General features: G+C 68.4%; 17 protein-coding genes and 1 tRNA gene. 11 read left to right on the top strand and 7 right to left on the bottom strand.

Annotated features, from left to right (window positions below; all coding sequences use genetic code 11):
- Positions 1–47 precede the first annotated feature (47 nt).
- The 3 genes from AC2EBS_RS16850 to AC2EBS_RS16840 all read left to right on the top strand — a co-directional run bounded on the left by AC2EBS_RS16850 (position 48) and on the right by AC2EBS_RS16840 (position 1,735).
- A complete protein-coding gene (locus AC2EBS_RS16850; RefSeq protein WP_484729602.1) occupies positions 48–272 on the top strand; it encodes a TIGR02450 family Trp-rich protein in 225 nt (74 codons plus the stop codon).
- Positions 269–982: an SDR family NAD(P)-dependent oxidoreductase gene (locus AC2EBS_RS16845; RefSeq protein WP_484729601.1), complete on the top strand. Its 714-nt coding sequence runs from the start codon at positions 269–271 to the stop codon at positions 980–982. The genes AC2EBS_RS16850 and AC2EBS_RS16845 overlap by 4 nt, the downstream gene beginning before the upstream one ends.
- A 207-nt stretch (positions 983–1,189) precedes the next feature.
- Complete coding sequence (locus tag AC2EBS_RS16840; RefSeq protein WP_484729600.1) at positions 1,190–1,735, top strand: PEP-CTERM sorting domain-containing protein; 546 nt, start codon at positions 1,190–1,192, stop codon at positions 1,733–1,735.
- A gap of 279 nt (positions 1,736–2,014) precedes the next feature.
- Here AC2EBS_RS16840 and AC2EBS_RS16835 read toward each other — a convergent pair whose 3' ends face one another.
- From AC2EBS_RS16835 to AC2EBS_RS16820, 4 genes are all read right to left on the bottom strand, one after another.
- Positions 2,015–2,608 carry a DUF3501 family protein gene (locus AC2EBS_RS16835; RefSeq protein ID WP_484729599.1) on the bottom strand — a complete coding sequence of 198 codons (594 nt, stop codon included), beginning with the start codon at positions 2,606–2,608 and terminating at the stop codon, positions 2,015–2,017.
- A gap of 37 nt (positions 2,609–2,645) precedes the next feature.
- Positions 2,646–3,995, bottom strand: a complete 1,350-nt coding sequence (locus AC2EBS_RS16830; protein WP_484729598.1) for a (Fe-S)-binding protein — start codon at positions 3,993–3,995, stop codon at positions 2,646–2,648.
- A 110-nt stretch (positions 3,996–4,105) separates the two neighbouring features.
- Positions 4,106–4,525, bottom strand: a complete 420-nt coding sequence (locus AC2EBS_RS16825; protein ID WP_484729597.1) for a rubrerythrin family protein — start codon at positions 4,523–4,525, stop codon at positions 4,106–4,108.
- Positions 4,526–4,663: 138 nt separating this feature from the next.
- The gene (locus AC2EBS_RS16820) at positions 4,664–5,542 is read right to left on the bottom strand and encodes an alpha/beta hydrolase (RefSeq protein ID WP_484729596.1); all 879 of its coding nucleotides are present in this window, start codon (positions 5,540–5,542) and stop codon (positions 4,664–4,666) included.
- 132 nt (positions 5,543–5,674) lie between these two features.
- Here AC2EBS_RS16820 and AC2EBS_RS16815 point away from each other — a divergent pair.
- Positions 5,675–5,750: transfer RNA gene (locus AC2EBS_RS16815), tRNA-Ala, on the top strand.
- 284 nt (positions 5,751–6,034) lie between these two features.
- Positions 6,035–6,877: a hypothetical protein gene (locus tag AC2EBS_RS16810; RefSeq protein WP_484729595.1), complete on the top strand. Its 843-nt coding sequence runs from the start codon at positions 6,035–6,037 to the stop codon at positions 6,875–6,877.
- Positions 6,878–7,322: 445 nt separating this feature from the next.
- Here the strand turns inward: AC2EBS_RS16810 and AC2EBS_RS16805 are convergent, their stop codons facing one another.
- On the bottom strand, positions 7,323–7,652 hold the full coding sequence (locus AC2EBS_RS16805; protein ID WP_484729594.1) for a hypothetical protein: 330 nt from the start codon (positions 7,650–7,652) through the stop codon (positions 7,323–7,325).
- Between the two features lie 4 nt (positions 7,653–7,656).
- Positions 7,657–7,986 carry a hypothetical protein gene (locus AC2EBS_RS16800; protein ID WP_484729593.1) on the bottom strand — a complete coding sequence of 110 codons (330 nt, stop codon included), beginning with the start codon at positions 7,984–7,986 and terminating at the stop codon, positions 7,657–7,659.
- Positions 7,987–8,520: 534 nt separating this feature from the next.
- Between AC2EBS_RS16800 and AC2EBS_RS16795 the strand changes: the two genes are divergently transcribed.
- From AC2EBS_RS16795 to AC2EBS_RS16780, 4 genes are read left to right on the top strand one after another with little or no spacing between them, the layout of a single operon-like run.
- Positions 8,521–8,691 (top strand): DUF2256 domain-containing protein, encoded by a 171-nt coding sequence (locus AC2EBS_RS16795; protein WP_484729592.1) that lies wholly within the window; start codon positions 8,521–8,523, stop codon positions 8,689–8,691.
- A complete protein-coding gene (locus tag AC2EBS_RS16790; protein WP_484729591.1) occupies positions 8,684–10,231 on the top strand; it encodes a cryptochrome/photolyase family protein in 1,548 nt (515 codons plus the stop codon). Before AC2EBS_RS16795 ends, AC2EBS_RS16790 begins: the two co-directional genes overlap by 8 nt.
- Positions 10,228–11,358, top strand: coding sequence for an FAD-binding domain-containing protein (locus AC2EBS_RS16785; RefSeq protein WP_484729590.1), 1,131 nt, complete (start codon positions 10,228–10,230; stop codon positions 11,356–11,358). Before AC2EBS_RS16790 ends, AC2EBS_RS16785 begins: the two co-directional genes overlap by 4 nt.
- Entirely contained in the window at positions 11,351–12,844 is a 1,494-nt protein-coding gene (locus tag AC2EBS_RS16780) for a cryptochrome/deoxyribodipyrimidine photo-lyase family protein (RefSeq protein ID WP_484729589.1), read from the top strand. Before AC2EBS_RS16785 ends, AC2EBS_RS16780 begins: the two co-directional genes overlap by 8 nt.
- A 48-nt stretch (positions 12,845–12,892) precedes the next feature.
- Here AC2EBS_RS16780 and AC2EBS_RS16775 read toward each other — a convergent pair whose 3' ends face one another.
- Positions 12,893–15,709, bottom strand: a complete 2,817-nt coding sequence (locus AC2EBS_RS16775; RefSeq protein WP_484729588.1) for a TonB-dependent receptor — start codon at positions 15,707–15,709, stop codon at positions 12,893–12,895.
- A gap of 272 nt (positions 15,710–15,981) precedes the next feature.
- Here AC2EBS_RS16775 and AC2EBS_RS16770 point away from each other — a divergent pair, with 272 nt between their 5' ends.
- Positions 15,982–17,211 carry a cyanophycinase gene (locus tag AC2EBS_RS16770; protein WP_484729587.1) on the top strand — a complete coding sequence of 410 codons (1,230 nt, stop codon included), beginning with the start codon at positions 15,982–15,984 and terminating at the stop codon, positions 17,209–17,211.
- A gap of 44 nt (positions 17,212–17,255) precedes the next feature.
- Positions 17,256–18,374: a deacylase gene (locus tag AC2EBS_RS16765; protein WP_484729586.1), complete on the top strand. Its 1,119-nt coding sequence runs from the start codon at positions 17,256–17,258 to the stop codon at positions 18,372–18,374.
- The last annotated feature ends 1 nt before the right edge of the window (position 18,375 follow it).

Genomic DNA, 18,375 nt, shown 5'->3' with positions numbered 1-18,375 from the left:
GCGCCACCGGCGCACAGCGCGGACCGCGCTGGGCTAAGGTGCCTGCCATGAGGACCGCCGTACATCCGAAGAAGCTGCTGCTGAGCAAATGGACGGCCGTGCAGCCGCAAGACCGCGAGAAGCATTTCCTCGTCTCCAAGCTGGTGCTGCCTGAGGAACCCGGCGCGGCTCTGGAGTGGGTGGAGATCGAAGCGGTGCATTCGCGACGCAGCCGGCGTATCCGCTGGCGCGAGCTGCGCGATGCCACGCAATGGCGTCAGGGCTGGCTATGACGGCGCCGCCGAGCCTGGCCTCGCTGCCGCAGGGCTATCGCGCGCTGGTGATCGGCGCCAGCGGCGCCATCGGCGCAGCCCTGCTGGCGCAGCTGCAGCACGATCCTCGCTGCGCGCTGGCCCTGGGGCTGCACCGGCGCTCGCAGCCGGCGCTGGACCTGCAGGACGAGGCCGGCGTGGCCGCGGCCGCGGCCCATCTGGCCAGCGAAGGGCCCTTCCAGCTGATCATCAATGCCGCGGGCCTGCTGCACGGGCCGGCGCTGATGCCCGAGAAGAAAGTCGGCGATCTGCGGCTGGACTCCCTGCAGGCGGTCTTCGCGGTCAACACCTTCGGCCCCGCGCTGCTGCTGCATCACTTCACGCCGCTGCTCGACCGGCACTGCGGCCGCATGGCCATGATGTCGGCCAAGGTAGGCAGCATTGGCGACAACCGGCTGGGCGGCTGGTACGGCTACCGCGCCTCCAAGGCCGCGCTGAACATGCTGATCAAGACCGCGGCGATCGAGCTGCGCCGCAGCCATCCCGGCGCGCTGTTGCTCGCGCTGCATCCCGGCACCGTCAGCTCCGCGCTGTCCGCTCCCTTCCGCGGCGCCGAGATCGGCCGCCCCGCCGCCACCGCTGCCGCCGAACTGCTCGGCGTGATCGACCGCCTGACGCCGCAAGACAGCGGTGGCTTCTTCAGCTACAGCGGCGAGGCGCTGCCGTGGTGAGCGGGCGGGTCTGCGCACGCTGAACGGGCTGCCGGGAGGCGCGCCAATTGATGTCGGAAAAATTTACCGCCGTCCACCCGGCGGCAATACCCCATCAAGATTTCTCTCGCAAGCAATTGAAACTAAACAAGAAACCCCAAGCGTTGCTTCTTGGCATGAGAACTGCTTAGCGATCGCCACCAATCACTGCGCATGCGAGGAGTCTCTATGAGGAAGCTTCTGACAATTTCCAGCATTGTCATGGCTGCGTCGCTTGCAGCGCCGGCACATGCTGATGTCGTGACCGGTCTGCAGCTGACATTTGCGTCTGGTGCCACCTGGACCGGCACCGTGACTTTCACCGACGGCTACGGCAAGATGATCGACACCAATGGCACGATGACCGGCGGACCTGCCGACGGGAAGCAGTTCACATGGACTTGGTGGCAAGGCACCAGTCAGAGCAACCCCGTTGACTATGACGGCGATCCACTCACCAACGAAGACCTCTTGATGGCAGGCGTTGAGCCGAACTGGACAGACTACATCGGCATCTCTTGGTTCATCGGCAGTCCCGGCGATCTGCCGGTGCTCAACCTGAACCCTCTCCCCAATGGGGACTACGCCAACTACTGGCGGAGCTTGAACGCCGAGCAAGACGTCATCGTTTCCGGTGCCTTTGGTTCGTTGAACAACGTACCCGAACCTGGCTCCCTCGCGCTAGGAGGCTTGGCCCTTTTGGCCGCAGGTGCTGCTCGCCGCCGCCGCGCCTGATCTCAGCCAAACCCTGAAGTTCGGTTCGCCGCTTGGGCAACCGAGGAGGAGCCCGTTAGCGCCGTCAGGCGTTCACGGGCTTCTTCCTTTGTGCAGATCTACCTTATCAAAGGCCGGGCGAACCCGGTCAGGATGTTGCTCGACGTGCCCTAAGCTTGTCGACCCTGCATGACCGCTTCTTTGGCCGATTCAGAATCTCCTCCCGGCTTGCCCACCAAGTCCGGTCTGAAGGCAGACGCGACGAATCAAGCACCCAACAATCTGCGCAGAGCCAGCCCCTCAGGCCTTCAGATCCCCGGCCAGCGCCGCCAGCGTTTCGGCCGCGATGTCCACATGGGCCGGGTAGTTGGTGTGGTCGCAGCCCAGCTTCACGCGGGCGCCGGCCAGCACGGCCTGACGGGCGGCGGGTGAAAACTCAAAGCGCAGGAAGTGCACCGAGGAGGTCTTCTCCTCGTTTTCGCGGTCCAGGTCTTCGTCGGCGATCGCGTAGCTGCGCGGGTGGCCCTCGACCTCGACGAACATGCGGTCTTCCACGCCGATCAGGCGGGCCAGTTCGCGCTTGCGTTCGTGCGGATCGGGGTACTCGATCAGCATCGTGGCCTTCCAGTTCGTGCCATCGGGCACCAGCGGCGCGTAGGCATCGATCTCGCCCTGGATGCCCTCTTCCTCGAAGATCTTTTCGATGCGCAGCATCTCCTGGATCTGATACCGGATGGTCCGCTCATCTTCAAACTGCACGTTGATGTGCTCGCCCAGCTGCACGCTGCGCAGGCGGCGATGGGCAATGATCTCGGCCTTGTGCGTCTTGCGGTACTTGGCGTAGGCCTCCAGCGTCATCAGGCTTTCGGGCGTGATGCTGGTCGTCGTGCTCATGGCTGCTGCTCCTGGTCTCAATCTCTGTGATGCCTCTTCAGCTCAGCCCATAGGCCTGGCGCAGCAGGCTCAAGGGATGCTGCAGCGCCTTGGCCGGCGTGCCGGCCTCGCCCATGCCCTGGGCGATGTGGTGGCCGGCCAGCGCGCAGTCGCTGCTGATCACATCGGGCTCGTCCTTGGCCATGGCCTTGAACACCGGCTTGCCGATCTTCATCGCGGTCTTGTGATACGCGGTCTTCACGCCATAGGTGCCGGCGTGGCCCGAGCAGCGCTCCACGGTGTTGAGCTTGACCTCCACCGTCTGGCCGATCAGCTTGAACATCTCCTCGGTCTTGCGGCCGATGTTCTGCACCCGGCCGTGGCAGGGGATGTGGTAGCTGACCTTGCCCAGCGCGGTCTTGAAGTCGGTCTTCAAGAGGCCGTCCTTGTGGCGTGCCACCAGGTACTCGAAGGGGTCCCACATCGCCTCCTTCACCCGCTGCACGTCGGCCTCGTCGGGGAACATCAGCGGCAGCTCCTGCTTGAACATCAGCGTGCAGCTGGGTATCGCGGAAAGAATCGCATAGCCCTCGCGCGCGTACCTCGCCAGCACCGGGATGTTGGCGTTCTTGTGCTGCTCCACCGTCTCCAGGTCGCCCAGTTCAAGCTTTGGCATGCCGCAGCATTTCTCCTTCTCGACGATCTCGTAGGGGATGCCGTTGTGCGCCAGCACCTTGAGCAGGTCGTGGCCGATGCCCGGCTCGTTGTAGTTGATGTAGCAGGTGGAGAAGATCGCCACCTTGCCCGGCGTGCGCTCGCCCTTGGTCACCACGCTGGCGGCCGAGGGGGCCGCGCCCCAGCGGAAGCGCTGGCTGGCCAGCTCCGGCATCCACGCGTCCGGATGCACGCCCAGCATCTTATCCATGGCCTTGCGCGCCAGGCCGGTCCTGTTCACCGCGTTGACGGTCTGCACGACGATGGGAATGCCGGCGAACTGGCCATGCACGTCGGTGGAGGCCAGGAACCGCTCGCCCGCCCCCACCTCGCCCTTGCTGAACTTGATCGCCTTGGCGCGCAGCATGGTGTGCGGGAAGTCCAGGTTCCAGGGGTGCGGTGGCACGTAGGGGCACTTGGTCAGGTAGCAGAGGTCGCACAGATAGCACTGGTCGACCACCTTCCAGAAGTCCTTCTTGTCGACGCCGTCGAGCTCGCCGGTCTTGCCCTCGTCCACCAGGTCGAACAGCGTCGGGAAGCTCTGGCACAGCGACACGCAGCGCCTGCAGCCGTGGCAGATGTCGAAGATGCGCTCCATCTCGTGGAGGCATTTGTCCTCGTCGTAGAACTCCGGGTTCTTCCAGTCCAGCGGGTGCCGGGTGGGCGCTTCGAGATTGCCTTCGCGGGTGCTCATCGGGGCTCCTGGCGTGGGGGGTCGTGTGGGCGCACTCCCATGCGCTCGGCCGCTTGCCCAGCGCATGGAAGTGCGGCGCCCGCAGGCGCCGCACCGTCAGGCTCAGCCGCTCAGTCGACCAGCGCGTCCAGCGCCTTCTGGTAGCGGTTGGCGTGCGATCGCTCGGCCTTGGCCAGGGTCTCGAACCAGTCGGCGATCTCGTCGAAGCCTTCGTCGCGCGCGCTCTTGGCCATGCCCGGGTACATATCGGTGTACTCGTGCGTCTCGCCGGCCACGGCGGCCTTCAGGTTGTCGCGCGTGGCACCGATGGGCAGGCCGGTGGCCGGGTCGCCCACGGCTTCGAGAAACTCCAGATGGCCGTGCGCGTGGCCGGTCTCACCTTCGGCGGTGGAGCGGAACAGCGCCGCCACATCGTTCTGCCCCTCGATATCGGCCTTGTTCGCGAAATAGAGGTAGCGGCGGTTGGCCTGCGACTCTCCCGCAAAAGCGTCCTTCAGGTTCTGCTCGGTCTTCGATCCCTTCAATCCCATGGTGCTCTCCAGTGATGTGAGGTTGTATCGATCAGCGACTGGCTGGCGAACTGCCACCAAAACTACCGGCGCAGGACCAGCACGCAGCGAACGCTAACCGAAGGCGTGGCAACGAACCAATTCATAGCTTCAATCGGCTCATAGCAGCGCGCTATACCAGCGCAGGTCCAGCAGCCTGCGCGCCAGCTGATGCGTGCGGCCCTGCGGGTCGGCCAGGTCGCGCAGGATGGTGAAGTGGTCGAAGCCTGGCAGCTCCTCGCACACCGGGACGCGGCGCTCGCCCCAGGCCTGGCGCAGCAGCTGGGCCTGACGCTTGAACTCGCTGCTCTCGTTGCCACCCACTACGGCGTAGACCGGCGCCTCGGGCGCCGGGAAGCGCACCGGGCTGAGCCGGCGCACGCTATCGGCGCTGAGCTTCAGGTCCTGCTGCAGGAAGGGCGTGCGCGCGATCGGCGCCAGATCGTGCAGGCCAGAGATCGACAGCACGCCCTTGACCAGATGCCGCGGCAGCTCGTGGCCCACGCTCTTCCAGTCGCAGCAGGCCAACATCGCCGCCAGATGCCCGCCGGCCGAATGGCCGGCGACGACGATCTGGTTGGGGTCGCCGCCGTACGCCGCCGCATGCCGCCACACCCAGGCCAGCGCCTGTGTCAGCTGCAGCGGGATGCGCTCCATGCCCACCTCAGGGCATAGCGAATAGTTCGGAATCACCACCATCGCACCCTCGTCGGTGAACACCGGCGCGATGAAGCTCTGGTCGGACTTGTCCAACGCCCGCCAGTAGCCGCCGTGGATGAACACCAGCACCGGCGCGGGCTGGCTGTGCTCGGTCTGCGCGACGAAAACGTCGAGCTTTTCCTTGGCGTCCTCGCCATAGGCCAGATCGAGCTGGCACTCCAGATTGGCGCGCGACAGCGCCGAGGCCTCGGCCCAGCGCTCCAGGATGCGCGGCGCCTCGGGCACGCGGGCGCGGTTGTTGTACTCGGCATCGAACCATTCCGGACTGTGGCGGCGCATGCAGGCTCCAGCGGCAACAAGAAGCAGATCGCCCAGTGTCCCAGCACCGGCGCCATCGCCGGCTGCCGAAAACCCGCAGCGCCGCACCGGCTTCCAAGGCCAGGAGACGCCGCTATACTTCTCAACGCTTGTGGGGGGGTAGCTCAGCTGGGAGAGCGTCGCGTTCGCAATGCGAAGGTCGGGAGTTCGATCCTCCTCCTCTCCACCACAAAATTCCCTTGTAAATCAAGGACTTACGGCGCTCAACTGGGCGCCGTTTGCTTTTGGATTTCAGGCTTGGGGAATGCCGGGGGAATGGAACGGCCAAGTCTGGGTAGGCGGCCTCCCCAGGGCCACACCGGGGGGCGCCTGGGGCCGTAGGGCCGGTCGAGCCGCTGGCCCTGTACCTACCCTGACCCATCGGGCGAACAGCGCCCAGGCGCGTGCCTGGCGGGGCGGTGCGGCATATATGCCGGCTGCAGACACTCGCCTTGCACTCGCTATGCTTGGTTCATGATCTCGAACCAATCAGTTGAAGACTTCAAGGCCATCTGCGGCGGCATAAAAGCTACGACCATTGCCGTCGTTCAGCGGGACTGCCTCAAGGCGGTTGGCGAAGCCAACGCGCGGGGCATGCTTCGCTCCAGCGTCGCCGCACTCCAGATGGACCGCATTGCTGCCGACGCCTTCAAAGCATCCGCCGAGCAGGTGTACGGTGCCCTCAAGACGCTCAACGATGCCGAACCCACAAGGAACGCAAGCGCAAGGCGCCAGCAACTGCTTGAGCTGCTGGAGTCTCAAATGCGTGAACTGGGGGAAGTCGCGTTTGCTGCCCGCATGCAGTACCGAAACACTTGTGCGCAGGGGCTTTTGAATTCCAGCCTGCTAGACGACAAGTCTGCACTGGAGGTCATTGATCTAGCCATTGCGCAGTACAGGGGGCACCTGGGTTTGGCGATCACGACACTGGGTAACGCTACCGCTCGGCAATCTGCGCCGAGCGTCCAGATCAACAACCACGCGCCGACCGGCGCAATCATGGTCGGCGACGGCAACACCGCGACCGTCACCCAATCGGTCGTGACCCAGGTATCCCCCGGCGAGGTGAAGGCGGCGCTTGATGCGCTGATCCAGGCTCTGCAGCAGGCCCAGGGCCTTGCGCCCGATCAGCGCGCCGAAGTGGTCGAGGTGTTGGAGCAGGTCAAGGGCGAGGCCGACAAGGAGAAGCCGAACAGGTTGAAGCTCGGCGGCTTAATCGGTGGCGTCGCCGACGCGATTCAAGGTGTGGCCGCCGCACCTGCTTCGTGGGCGGTAGTCCTCGCTTGGTACGAGGGCCTGAAGGCGGTATTGACCTGACTATGTGACCCGCGAAAGTTGAACGAACCAGGGGAGAGCCAAGTGATTTCGGATGCAGAGATTCAACCCGGCCTAGTGCTTCATATGGACCCAGCGGTACTCAGCGCGCACGGTGCCGCCTGTACCGTTGCGCCTCACCTGATGGTGAAGAAGAACCATTTCTTCCTCTGCGTGGCAGTGAACGGTGGGACTGCGCGATGGTTGCCGTGTTACTCGGAGAACGCGTTGGGAGACCGCACCGCTATCGCAAGCGCAGCAAGAAGCGGCCATCCGAAGTGGACTGGTGGCGATTGCTACTTTCACCCCGCGCAAGTTTGGGACGCATCGCACGACGCCGTGAGGGCGGCCGCGAAAGGCGCAGGCGACATGAGTAGACCGGGCAAGCGAAACGGGGTTGATCTTGGAGCGGTGAACGGCCTGCCATGATGGTTGCCGGCGGCGCCGGCTAACCGCCGACGGCAGCAATAGCATCCCGCCCCGCCTGCTCGACCTCAGCGGGCAGCGTGCCGGCGTCGACAGCCAGGCGCAACGCCTCGATCAACACCGGGGTCGCTGCGACCTGGGCGGCCAGGGCCTTGAGCCACTGGTCGGCGGCGGCGGGGTCGCCGTCCTTGTCGAGCTTGGCGAACACGCGAGCAACGAGCACCTGCCGACCACTGCGGCGGTTCTGTCCTTCGCCGGTCGGCCCGAGGATGTAGGTCGAGCCGTTGCCGTTGTGCCAGACGGTTTCCTGCACCCGCCACGGGCGCGGCATCGTCGTCAGGGTTGCATCCATGTCATCAGTCCCCGATGGCGGCCAGCGCCTCGCGGGCGGCGCGCTGGGCCTCGGCGTCACCGGAGAGCAGGCCCGCGCGCAGAGCCAGGCGCAGCGCGTGACGCATCGCCGGGGCACCGGCCACGAAGCGAGCCGTGCGGCGCAGGTGGTCGAGATTGGCGGGAAGACGACAGGGACGCTCAACGCGGCCCCAGACCACGGGGTCGGCGCGCTTGGACAGCGGCATGCAGTCGAACAGGTCGGCAGGCTCGGCCAACACCGCGACCTCGTAGCCGCCCTCGACGTGCTTGATGAATCCTGTCTGGTGCCATTGGGTGGCTGTGGTGCAGCGCATGGTGTTCCTCTCTTGGCAGGGATGGGGCGTGCCACGCTAGGAGGACGCGGTGAGCCCCGCCGCAGACGCATTGCGCGCCTGCCATGCGGACCCATGGAGAGCCGCACCGATGAGCATTCGATCAGCGCGCACGCCAGGGTGGGCCTATGGGCCGCTCTCTCGGCCCACCCAGGTTCTTGCGCTTACGGGCGAACGCCGCGAATGACCGCAAGGCCCTCCGCGTAGGGCAGCGCGTGGCGCATCGCAGGAGCAGCGGCAACGAGCTGGGCCGTGCGGCGCAGGTGCTCGACCTTGGCCGAGCAAGGGACCAGACGAACAACGCGCACCCAGGTTCTTGAGCTTGCGGGCGAACGCCGCGAATGACCGCCAGACCAGCGGCGTTGAGCAGCAGCTCCCTCGCCGTTCTGCTCTTCGGCCAATCGTCAGCCGCCCTCAGCCCTCGTCTGCGCTCGGACATTCAGGCGTGGCGCCTCGTCCCGTCCGTCGCCCGCCTATGCTGCGCTGCCTCCAGCAGTCCCTAAGCCGTAGCTGACGATGAGCCGCCCGACGACGTTCAAGGGCAACAAGTCCTTCCTGCCCAGCAAGCCCTGCCAGGCCTGCGGCAAGCCCATGAGCTGGCGCAAGGCCTGGGCGAAGAACTGGGACGAGATCAAGTACTGCAGCGAGCGCTGCCGCCGTGCCAAGGGAGGCGCGAGCCATGGCTGAAACGCTGCGCCAGCTGGTGCTGGTGCTGGGCGACCAGCTAGACGAAGAGGCCGCGGCCTTCGACGGCTTCGATCCCGCGCAGGACGCGGTGTGGATGGCCGAGGTCACCGAAGAGTCCACCCATGTCTGGAGCAGCCAGCCGCGCATCGCCCTCTTCCTGGCCGCGATGCGCCATTTCGCGCAGGCGCTACAGGCCCTGGGCCGGCCGCTGCATTACCGGCGGCTCGACGATCCGGCTACGCACGAGAGCCTGGCAGCCCAGCTGCGCGCCGATCTGGCGCTGCTGCGCCCGCAGCGCCTGCTGCTGACACGGCCCGGCGACTGGCGGGTGCTGGAGGCACTGGAGCAGGTCGCGCGCGCGAGCGGCGTGCCGCTGGAGCTGCGCGAGGACCGCCACTTCTACACCACGCCGCAGGAATTCGCCGCCCATGCGCGCGGCCGCAAGGGCCTGCGCATGGAGTACTTCTACCGCGAGCTGCGCAAGCGCTTCGCGGTGTTGATGAACGACACCGGCCAGCCGCTGGGCGGCGCATGGAACTTCGATGCCGAGAACCGTGAGGCCTTCGGCCCCGCCGGCCCAGGCTTCGACCTGCCGCAGCCGCCGCGCTTCGCACCCGACGCGATCACGCAGGAGGTGATCGCGCTGGTGCGCCGGCGCTTCGCGGACCATCCCGGCCGGCTCGACAGCTTCGCCTGGCCGCTGACCCGCGCGCAGGCGCTGCAGGCGCTGGATGCCTTCATCCGCGAACGGCTGCCGCTGTTCGGCCCCTACCAGGACGCGATCTGGCCGGGCGAGCCCTGGCTTTATCACGCCCAGCTCTCGGCCGCGCTCAACCTCAAGCTGCTGCGCCCACAAGAGGTGGTGGACGCCGCCGAGGCAGCGGTGCGCGCCGGCCGCGTACCCATTGCCAGCGGCGAGGGCTTCATCCGCCAGATCCTCGGCTGGCGCGAGTATGTGCGCGGCATCTACTGGACCCGCATGCCGGCCTATGCCCAGGGCAATGCGCTCGACGCGCAGCAGCCGCTGCCGGCCTGGTACTGGAGCGGCCACACCGAGATGGCCTGCCTGCGCGACGCGATCTCGCAGACGCTGGAGCACGGTTACGCCCACCATATCCAGCGCCTGATGGTCACCGGCCTGTTCGCGCTGCTCTACGGCGTGGAGCCGGCCCAGCTGCACGCCTGGTACCTGAGCGTCTATGTCGATGCAGTGGAATGGGTGGAGCTGCCCAACACCCTGGGCATGAGCCAGTACGCCGACGGCGGCCTGATGGCCAGCAAGCCCTATATCGCCAGCGGCAAGTACATCGCGCGGCAAAGCCCGCTGTGCGCCGGCTGCCGCTACCGGCCCGACGATCGGGTGGGCGAGCGCGCCTGCCCCTTCACCACGCTGTACTGGGACTTCCTGCTGCGCCACGAGGCACGCTTCGCCGAGCACCCGCGCCTGGCGCTGCAGGTGCGCGGCCTATCAAGGGTGGACGAGGCCGAACGCGCGCGCATCCGCGCCCAGGCCGCCGCGATCCGCGAGGCCAATGCATGAGCGCCACGCAAGGCCTGACCCCGAGCCAGGCACCGCTTCCCAGCCGCGAGGCCGCACTGGCGCGGCTGCAGGCCGTCGATGCCGCCGCCTATGCGCGCACGCGCAACCATCTGCAGGGCGCCGTCACCGGCCTGTCGCCCTACCTGACCCACGGCCTGCTCAGCGTGCCGGAATGCCTGGCCGCGCTACAGCTGCCGGCGCAGCACAAGCTGGTCTACGAGTTCGGCTGGCGCGAGTACTTCCGGCACGTCTGGGCGCACCGCGGCGACGCCATCCTGCACAGCCTGCACGAGGGCCCGCTGCCCGAGGACGCCTATGCGGCCGAGCTGCCAGCCGACATCCGCCGCGGCGCCACCGGCGTACCGGTGATCGACCAGGCGGTGCGCACGCTCTATGCCAGCGGCACCCTGCACAACCATGCGCGCATGTGGCTGGCCAGCTATGTGGTGCATGGCCGCAAGGTGCACTGGCGCGCCGGCGCCGACTGGCTCTATGCCCATCTGCTCGATGGCGACCTGGCCAGCAACCACCTCAGCTGGCAGTGGGTGGCCGGCACCGGCAGCAGCAAGCCCTATCTCTTCGACGCGGCCAATGTAGCCCGCTACGCGCCGCCGGCCTGGCATAGCGCCGGCAGCGCCATCGATCTGAGCTGCGACGAATGGGACGCGCTGGCCCGCTCGCCCGAGGCGCTGCCCGCCGGCGACGGCCCCGGCGTGGACGAGCCGCCGCTGCTGGGCGCCCCGCCGCCGCCGGCGCAGGCGGGCCCGCTGCCGGCCGAGGGCGAGCTCTGGCTGGCCCATCCCTGGGCGCTGGGCGAGCCACCGGCAGGCGCCACCGTGGTCGGCCTCATCGTCACCGACGCGCACCGCCGGCATCCCTGGAGCCGCCGCCGCTGGGACTGGGTGCTGGCGCGAATGAGCGCGCTGAGCCCACGCCTGTGGATAGGCAGTGCGGCCGAGCTGGCCGCAGCCATCGGCCCGGGCACCCGCGCCCGCACCGTGGCCAACCCGCATCTGGACCGCTGGCTGCCGCCCCAAGTGCAGGCCCTGCCCGAGCCGCGCCACTTCCGCGCGGTGGCGCCGGTGTGCGGCTCCTTCTCGCGCTGGTGGAGCCGCGTCAATGACTGAGCCGGGCACAGCCACCGCCCTGGTCTGGTTCAAGCGCGACCTGCGCTGCCGCGACCATGCGCCGCTGGCCGAGGCGGCACGCTTCGAGCGCGCGCTGGCGGTCTACATCGTCGAGCCGGACTGGCTGGCCTCGCCCGAGTTCGACGCGCAGCACTGGCGCTTCGTCCGCGAGGCGCTGGCCGCGCTGCAGGCCGAGCTGGCCGCGCGCGGCCTGCCACTGCTGGTGCTGCAGGGCGAGGTCGTGGCCACGCTGGAGGCGCTGCGCCGCGCGCACGGCATCACACATCTGTTCAGCCACGAGGAGACCGGTTCCGGCTGGACCTATGTGCGCGACCGCGCAGTGGCGCGCTGGTGCCGCAGCATCGGCGTTCAATGGCAGGAGTTCGCGCAGACCGGCGTGGTGCGCCGGCTGCGCAGCCGCGACGGCTGGGCCGCGCAGTGGGACCGGCGCATGAACGCGCGCGAAGCCGCTATGCCCGGCGGCTGGCGTGGCCTGGCACTGACACCCACGCTGCCGGTGCTGGACCTGCCCGCTGCACCGCAGCCGAGGCCGAGCGCGTCGGAGACGCAGGCCTGGGCCACGCTGGACAGCTTCCTGGCGGGTCGTGCGCTGAGCTACAGCGCCAGCCTGTCCAGCCCGCTGAGCGCCGAGACGCATTGCAGCCGGCTCAGCGAGCACCTGGCCTACGGCACGATCTCGATGCGCTGCGTGCACCAGGCCACCGAGGCCGCGCTGCGCCGCACGGCCGACCGCCGGCTGGCCCGCGATCTGCGCAGCTTCGCCGGCCGGCTGCGCTGGCACTGCCACTTCATGCAGAAGCTGGAAGACGAGCCGGACATCGAATTCCGCAACTTCGCCCGCAGCCACGACGGCCTGCGCCCGGGCGACGGCAGCCCGCTGAGCGCCGAGGACGAGGCGCGGCTGGCCGCCTGGCGCGAGGGCCGCACCGGTTTTCCGATGGTGGATGCCTGCATGCGCCAGTTGCGCGCCTCCGGCTGGCTGAACTTCCGCATGCGCGCGATGCTGGTCAGCTTTGCCGCCTATCAGCTGTGGCTGCACTGGCGCGAACCGGGGCTGCATCTGGCCCGGCTCTACCTGGACTTCGAGCCCGGCATCCACTGGAGCCAGATGCAGATGCAGTCCGGCACCACCGGCATCAACACGCTGCGCATCTACTCGCCGACCAAGCAGGCGCTGGAGCAGGACCCCAGCGGCGAGTACCGCCGCCGCTGGCTGCCCGAGTGGGGCACACCGGCCTATCCGGCGCCCATCGTCGACGAGGCCGCGGCCCTCAAGCGCACCAAGGATGCGCTCTACGCGCTGCGCCGCCGCGACGACAGCCGCCAGGAAGCCGACGCGATCCAGCAGCGCCACGGCTCGCGCAAGGCCGGGCTGCCGCGCAGCGGCCGGGGCGCGCGGCGCGCGGCCGCCGCAGCACCGCCGCCTCAGCAGGCCTCGCTGTTCCCGGACGAAGTGCCGGGCTGAACGCAAAAAAGCCGGGCCCGGCCCGGCTTGTCTGCCGACGGAGCGGCTTCAGCGCAGCGCGTAGTTGACGCTCACGAAGACGCTGCGGCCGCGCGGGTCGCCATAGGTCGGATCCCAGGTCACCTGGAAGTAGCGCGACTGGTTGGTGAACGGCGGCGCGGTGTCCAGCAGGTTGAGCACACCGACGCGCACGCTGGCCTGCTTGTTGATGCGATAGCTGCCGCTCAGGTCCCACAGCGAGTAGGCCTCGACGTCGCGGTTGTTCCACTCCGGCGCAGCCAGGCCCGGCGTGTTCTGGTCGCGGTAGCCGCTGAAGTAGGTGTTCGACAGCGTCAGCCCGAAGCTGCCGTAGTCCCAGTCGCCGCTGATCTTGTGACGCCAGCGCTGCACCGCCTTGTCGTCGCGGAAGCGGCCCAGGCCGCTGACCATCGGCGAGCGCGGGTCGGTGTTGTACTTGTACTCGGTGACCAGCGTGCCCGAGGCATTGAAGCCGAAGCGGCCCATAGTGCTGGCGTCGCCGCGCCAGGCCAGCGAGACATCCAGGCCCGAAGTGTTGAGCTGGCCGCGGTTTTCCTTGCGCACCATCACCAGGTCCACGAAGCCGTCGCTGAAGCGGCGCACGATCTTCGGGTCGTTGTAGTAGACCGGGTTGGTGAAGATGGTCTCTTCGCCGATGTCGGAGATCAGGTCGCTCTTGCGGATGGTCCAGTAGTCGAGCGCGCCGCTCCAGTTGCGGTTGGGCTCGAAGACCACGCCGATCGAGGCCTGCTTGGACTTCTCGGGCTTGAGGTCGCAGCCGGTGCTGCCGCCGGGGAACTTGGGGTCGCAGGCCGCGTAGCGGTCGATGGCCATCTGCGCCACCTCGCCCGACACCGGGTCGCGCACGAAGCTGGCCGTGATGCCACTGCGCATGGGCCGGAACATCTCGGCAATCGACGGCGCACGGAAGCCGGTGCCGAAGGACGCGCGTGCCAGCACCGTCTTGTCGGGCCGGTAGCTGAGGCCGATCTTGGGATTGGTCGTGCTCAGCGAGGTCGAGGTCTGCTGGGTCGCCGCGTCGTAGACACCGCCGTAGCGGTCGTGGCGCAGCGCGAACTGCGCCTCGACCTGCTTGCTGAAGGGCAGCACCAGCTCGGCGAAGGCGCCGGCGACATCGCGCTCGTGCGAGGTGTCGGCCAGCAGCGCGCCCGAGCTGGAACGGTCGCCGGTGATGTCGTTGCTCTTGAGCACGTCGCTGGCGCTGAACTCGGTCTTCTCGCGGCGCAGTTCGGCCCCCAGAGCCAGCTGGATGTCGCCGCCCGCCAGCCTGCCCAGCGTACGGCTGAGCTTGGCGTCGACGCTGTCGGAGCTGCCCTTGGCGATGCGCGCGCCGCCATCCAGACGGATCGAGTCCATGAAGGCGCGGCCCGAGCCGTCGGTCGCCGGCTGGAAGGGGTTGTACCTGCCCTCCCTCATGCCCTGGATCAGCTTGTCATAGGAGACCCAGCCGGAGATGTTGGTGTCGGTGGCCTTGTTGCTGCTGTGATTGATCGCGGTGTCGTAGTCCCACTCGCCCCAGCGGCCGGTGGCGCCGAGCACCAGGCGCGTGGCCTCGCTCTCCACCCGGTTGGCGCGGCCGCCGGCGTCGGTCAGACGGAAGCGGAAGTCCACCGCCGAGCTGATGCCGGTCTTGGCCTGCAGGCTGGCGGGCAGCACGATGCCGGCCGAGGTGCGGATGCGGCCCGAGGTGGCCGGCGATGCGACGTAGTCGGTCTCGGCCTGGCTGAACAACGCCTCGGCGAAGAGCTGGTGCGCATCGCTGAGCTGGAAGGTGGCACGGCCAAGCACATTGCTCTTCTGCGACTCGGGGTAGATCTCGGTGTCGCCCATGTAGTTGTAGGAGCAGCCCTCACGGCCGCCCGGGCCGGTGGCGGCACGCGAGTTCGGGTTGAGTCCGCCGGTGCAGGAGTCCTTGGCGAAGTTGACGCGGCGCTGCGTCGTGATCGGGCCGCCTGGATTCCAGGTGCCGTCGGCATTGCTGCCCTTCAGTGCGGTCGCCGGGTTGGCGAGCACGAAGTTGTTCAGCGCGGTCAGTTGCGCGCTGGTGAGGTCCACATTGGCCGGGAAGGTGTTGCTGGACAGCTGCGGGGCCAGACGGCCCGGCAGGTCGTAGGTCTGGATGAAGTCGCGCTGCGAGCTGCGCAGCGAATCCAGCCGCTGCAGATCGACCACGCCGAAGACATTGAAGCGGTCCTTGTCCAGATCGCCGAAGCCGCCGGAGACCATCGCGGTCTTCTTGCCGGCCCCGCCCTCCTGCGTGCCCAGCACATAGACGCCCATGTCCACGCCCTGGTAGTCCTTGCGGGTGATGAAGTTGATCACGCCGCCCATCGCGTCGGTACCGTAGATGGCCGAGGCGCCGTCCTTGAGGATCTCCACGCGCTGGATCGCGCCGGCCGGAATGTTGTTGAGGTCCACGCCGGCGTTGTCGCCAGGCGAGGCGAAGTTGGCCAGGCGCCGGCCGTTGAGCAGCACCAGCGTGCTGGACACGCCCAGGCCGCGCAGATTGGCGCCGTTGAAGCCGCGCTGCGCGCCGGCCTGGTCGCTGATGCTGGCGCCGTCGGTGAGGCCGCCGACATTGGCGCTGATCTTCTGCAGCAACTCGGCGGCGGTGGTCACGCCGGCCTTGTCGATGTCGGCGCGCTTGAGCACTTCCACCGGCAGCGGCGTCTCGCCGTCGATGCGCTTGATGCTGGAGCCGGTGACCTCGATGCGCTCGAGCTTTTGCGAGCTGTCTTGCGCATGCGCGACCAGCGCGGGCGCGGCCAGACCGAGCAGGATGGCGCGCGCCAGCAGATGCTTGGAGAACTTGGGGGCAGGAAGCATGGGGACCTCGGGTTGAAGGAATGGGTGGCAGCAGCGATGTGCGCCGGGAGAGCTGCAGCCCACTCTAGAAAGCCTGGCCATGAAATGCCTATGGGGTTTTGGCGCGCCGGTCGCATGCGCGCAATACCGCGTCGCATCGCGGCAAACCGGCGAAACGCCCATCCCGAGCGCCTTACATCGATGCGACATGCTCTTGCATGCTTGGTCCGAAATGCCGCGTGACCCGGTGCGACCCGCTGGCCGCAGCACCGGCCCGCTGACAAGATGAAGCCATGCGAATCCCCTTCATCACCTGCCTGCTCGGCGCAGCGCTGAGCCTGGGCGCCGCGCACGCCGGAACCGCCATCGTGATCGGCGGCGCGCTCAAGACCGGCAACGACGAGATCTGGCAACGCATCGTCGACGAGGCCGGCGGCAGCGGTGCGCGCATCGCCGTCTTCGCCACTGCAGCGGCCAATCCGGAGCGCAGCGCGGCGCAGATCGTGGCCGCGCTGAACCGCCGCGGCGCCCGTGCCGAGGCAATCCCGGTCGCGCCGCGTCTGCGCCAGGTCGATCTGCAGGCGCAGCTGAAAGACCCGACCCTGCTGGACAAGGTGCGCCAGTCCCAGGGCGTGTTCTTCTCCGGCGGCGCGCAGGAGCTGATCGTCGAGACGCTGCAGCCGGAGGGCCGCCCCACCGCGATGCTGCAGGCGATCCGCGAGGTGTTCGACCGCGGCGGCGTGGTCGCCGGCACCAGCGCCGGCGCGGCGATCATGAGCCGCATGATGTTCCGCGACGCACAGGACAATCTGCGCATCCTGCGCGGCCAATGGCGCCAGGGCCAGGAGTACGACCGCGGCCTGGGCTTCATCGGACCGGAGCTCTTCATCGACCAGCACTTCCTCAAGCGTGGTCGGATCGGCCGCATGCTGCCGGCGATGATGTCGCTGGGCTATCGCGTGGGCCTGGGCATCGAGGAGGACTCCGCCGCCGTCATCAAGGGCAGGTCGGTCGAGATCATCGGCGCGGCCGGCGCGCTGCTGGTGGACCTGAGCGAGGCGCGCAGCGATGCGAGCCTGCCCGCCTTCAACCTGCGCGGCGCCAAGCTCAGCTATCTGGACCGCGGCGACCGTCACGATCTGCGCAGCGGCCAGAGCACGCCCGCCGAGCACAAGCTGCGCGAGCCGCGCATCGACCCCGCCGCCAGCGACTACAAGCCCTATCTGCCCGCCGGGGCCTACCACCTCGACATCCTCGGCGCAGGCACCATCGTCACCGCGATGGCCCAGCTGCTCGACAGCCCGGCCGACGAAGTGCGCGGCCTGGCCTGGCGGGCCAAGCCGCAGGCCGGGGAACGCGAACCCGAGCTGGGCTTCGAGTTCCGGCTCTACAAGGCGCCAGGACTGACCGGCTGGTTCAGCGGCGCGCTCGGCGGCGAGGACTACACCGTGCTCAACGCCCGTCTCGATGTCATCCCGGTGCGCATGTCGCTGCCGCTGTTCACGCCCCTCCAACCGCAATGAGTCCGGCGGCGCCAAGGCGCCGCAGGCCCGCATTCCCTCCCCCCATGCGCACCCTCTTCCACGAATTGCCGGACGCCTGCTCCGGTACGACGCGCCGTCTGCGCAGCGTGCACTTCGGCGCCGGCCGCAGCGGCCGCAAAGCCTATCTGCAGGCCTCGCTGCATGCCGACGAGCTGCCGCCGATGCTGGTCGCGCAGGCGCTGCTGCAGCGCCTGCAGGCCCTGGAGGCCGATGGCGCGATAGCCGGCGAGATCGTGCTGGTGCCGATGGCCAACCCCATAGGCCTGGCGCAAGAGCTGCAGGGCGCGGCGCTGGGTCGCTTCGATCTGACCGACGGCCTGAACTTCAACCGCCGCTTCCGCCACCTGACGCCCGCGCTGATCCCGCTGCTGGCGGGCAGGCTGGGCGAGGACCGCGCGGCCAACACCCGCCTCGTGCGCGCCGCCTGCGCCGAGCTGCTGGCGCAATGGCAGCCGGCCACCGAGGCCGAGGCGCTGAAGCGCCTGCTGCAGACCCTGGCCCACGATGCCGATCTGGTGCTGGACCTGCATTGCGACAACCAGGCCGTGGTGCATCTGTACGCCGGCAGCGCACAGGCCGAGGCCATCGCGCCGCTGGCCGCTTACCTGGGCGCGGCAGCGCTGCTGGATGCCGAGGTCTCCGGTGACGAGCCTTTCGACGAATCGCTGGCGCGCAGCTGGTGGGAGCTGGCCGCGCACTTCGACGGCCGCTTCCCCATCGATCCGCTGGGCTGCCTGGCCGCAACCGTCGAACTGCGCGGCGAGACCGACGTCAGCGATGCGCTGGCCGCTCAGGATGCCGATGCGCTGATCGAGTTCCTGCGCCAGCAGGGCCATGTGGCGGGCGTCGCCGCCGTGCCGCCAGCGCACTGCCCGATCACGCCGCTGGCCGGTGTCGAGCCCATCACCGCGCCGCGCCCCGGGCTGATCGTCTTCGCCAAGGCGCCGGGCGACTGGGTCGAGGCCGGCGAACTGGTGGCTGAGCTGGTCGACCCGCTCAGCGACGAGCGCGTGCCGCTGCACGCCCGCGTCAGCGGCCGGTGCTTTGCCCGCACTGCCCGTCGCTACGCCAGCCGCGGCATGCGCCTGGCCAAGATTGCCGGCCGCGAGGCCTACCGCAGCGGCAAGCTGCTGTCCCTGTGAG

Source organism: Roseateles sp. T103 (genome assembly GCF_057219915.1).
This window is presented reverse-complemented; position numbering and strand designations above follow the sequence as displayed.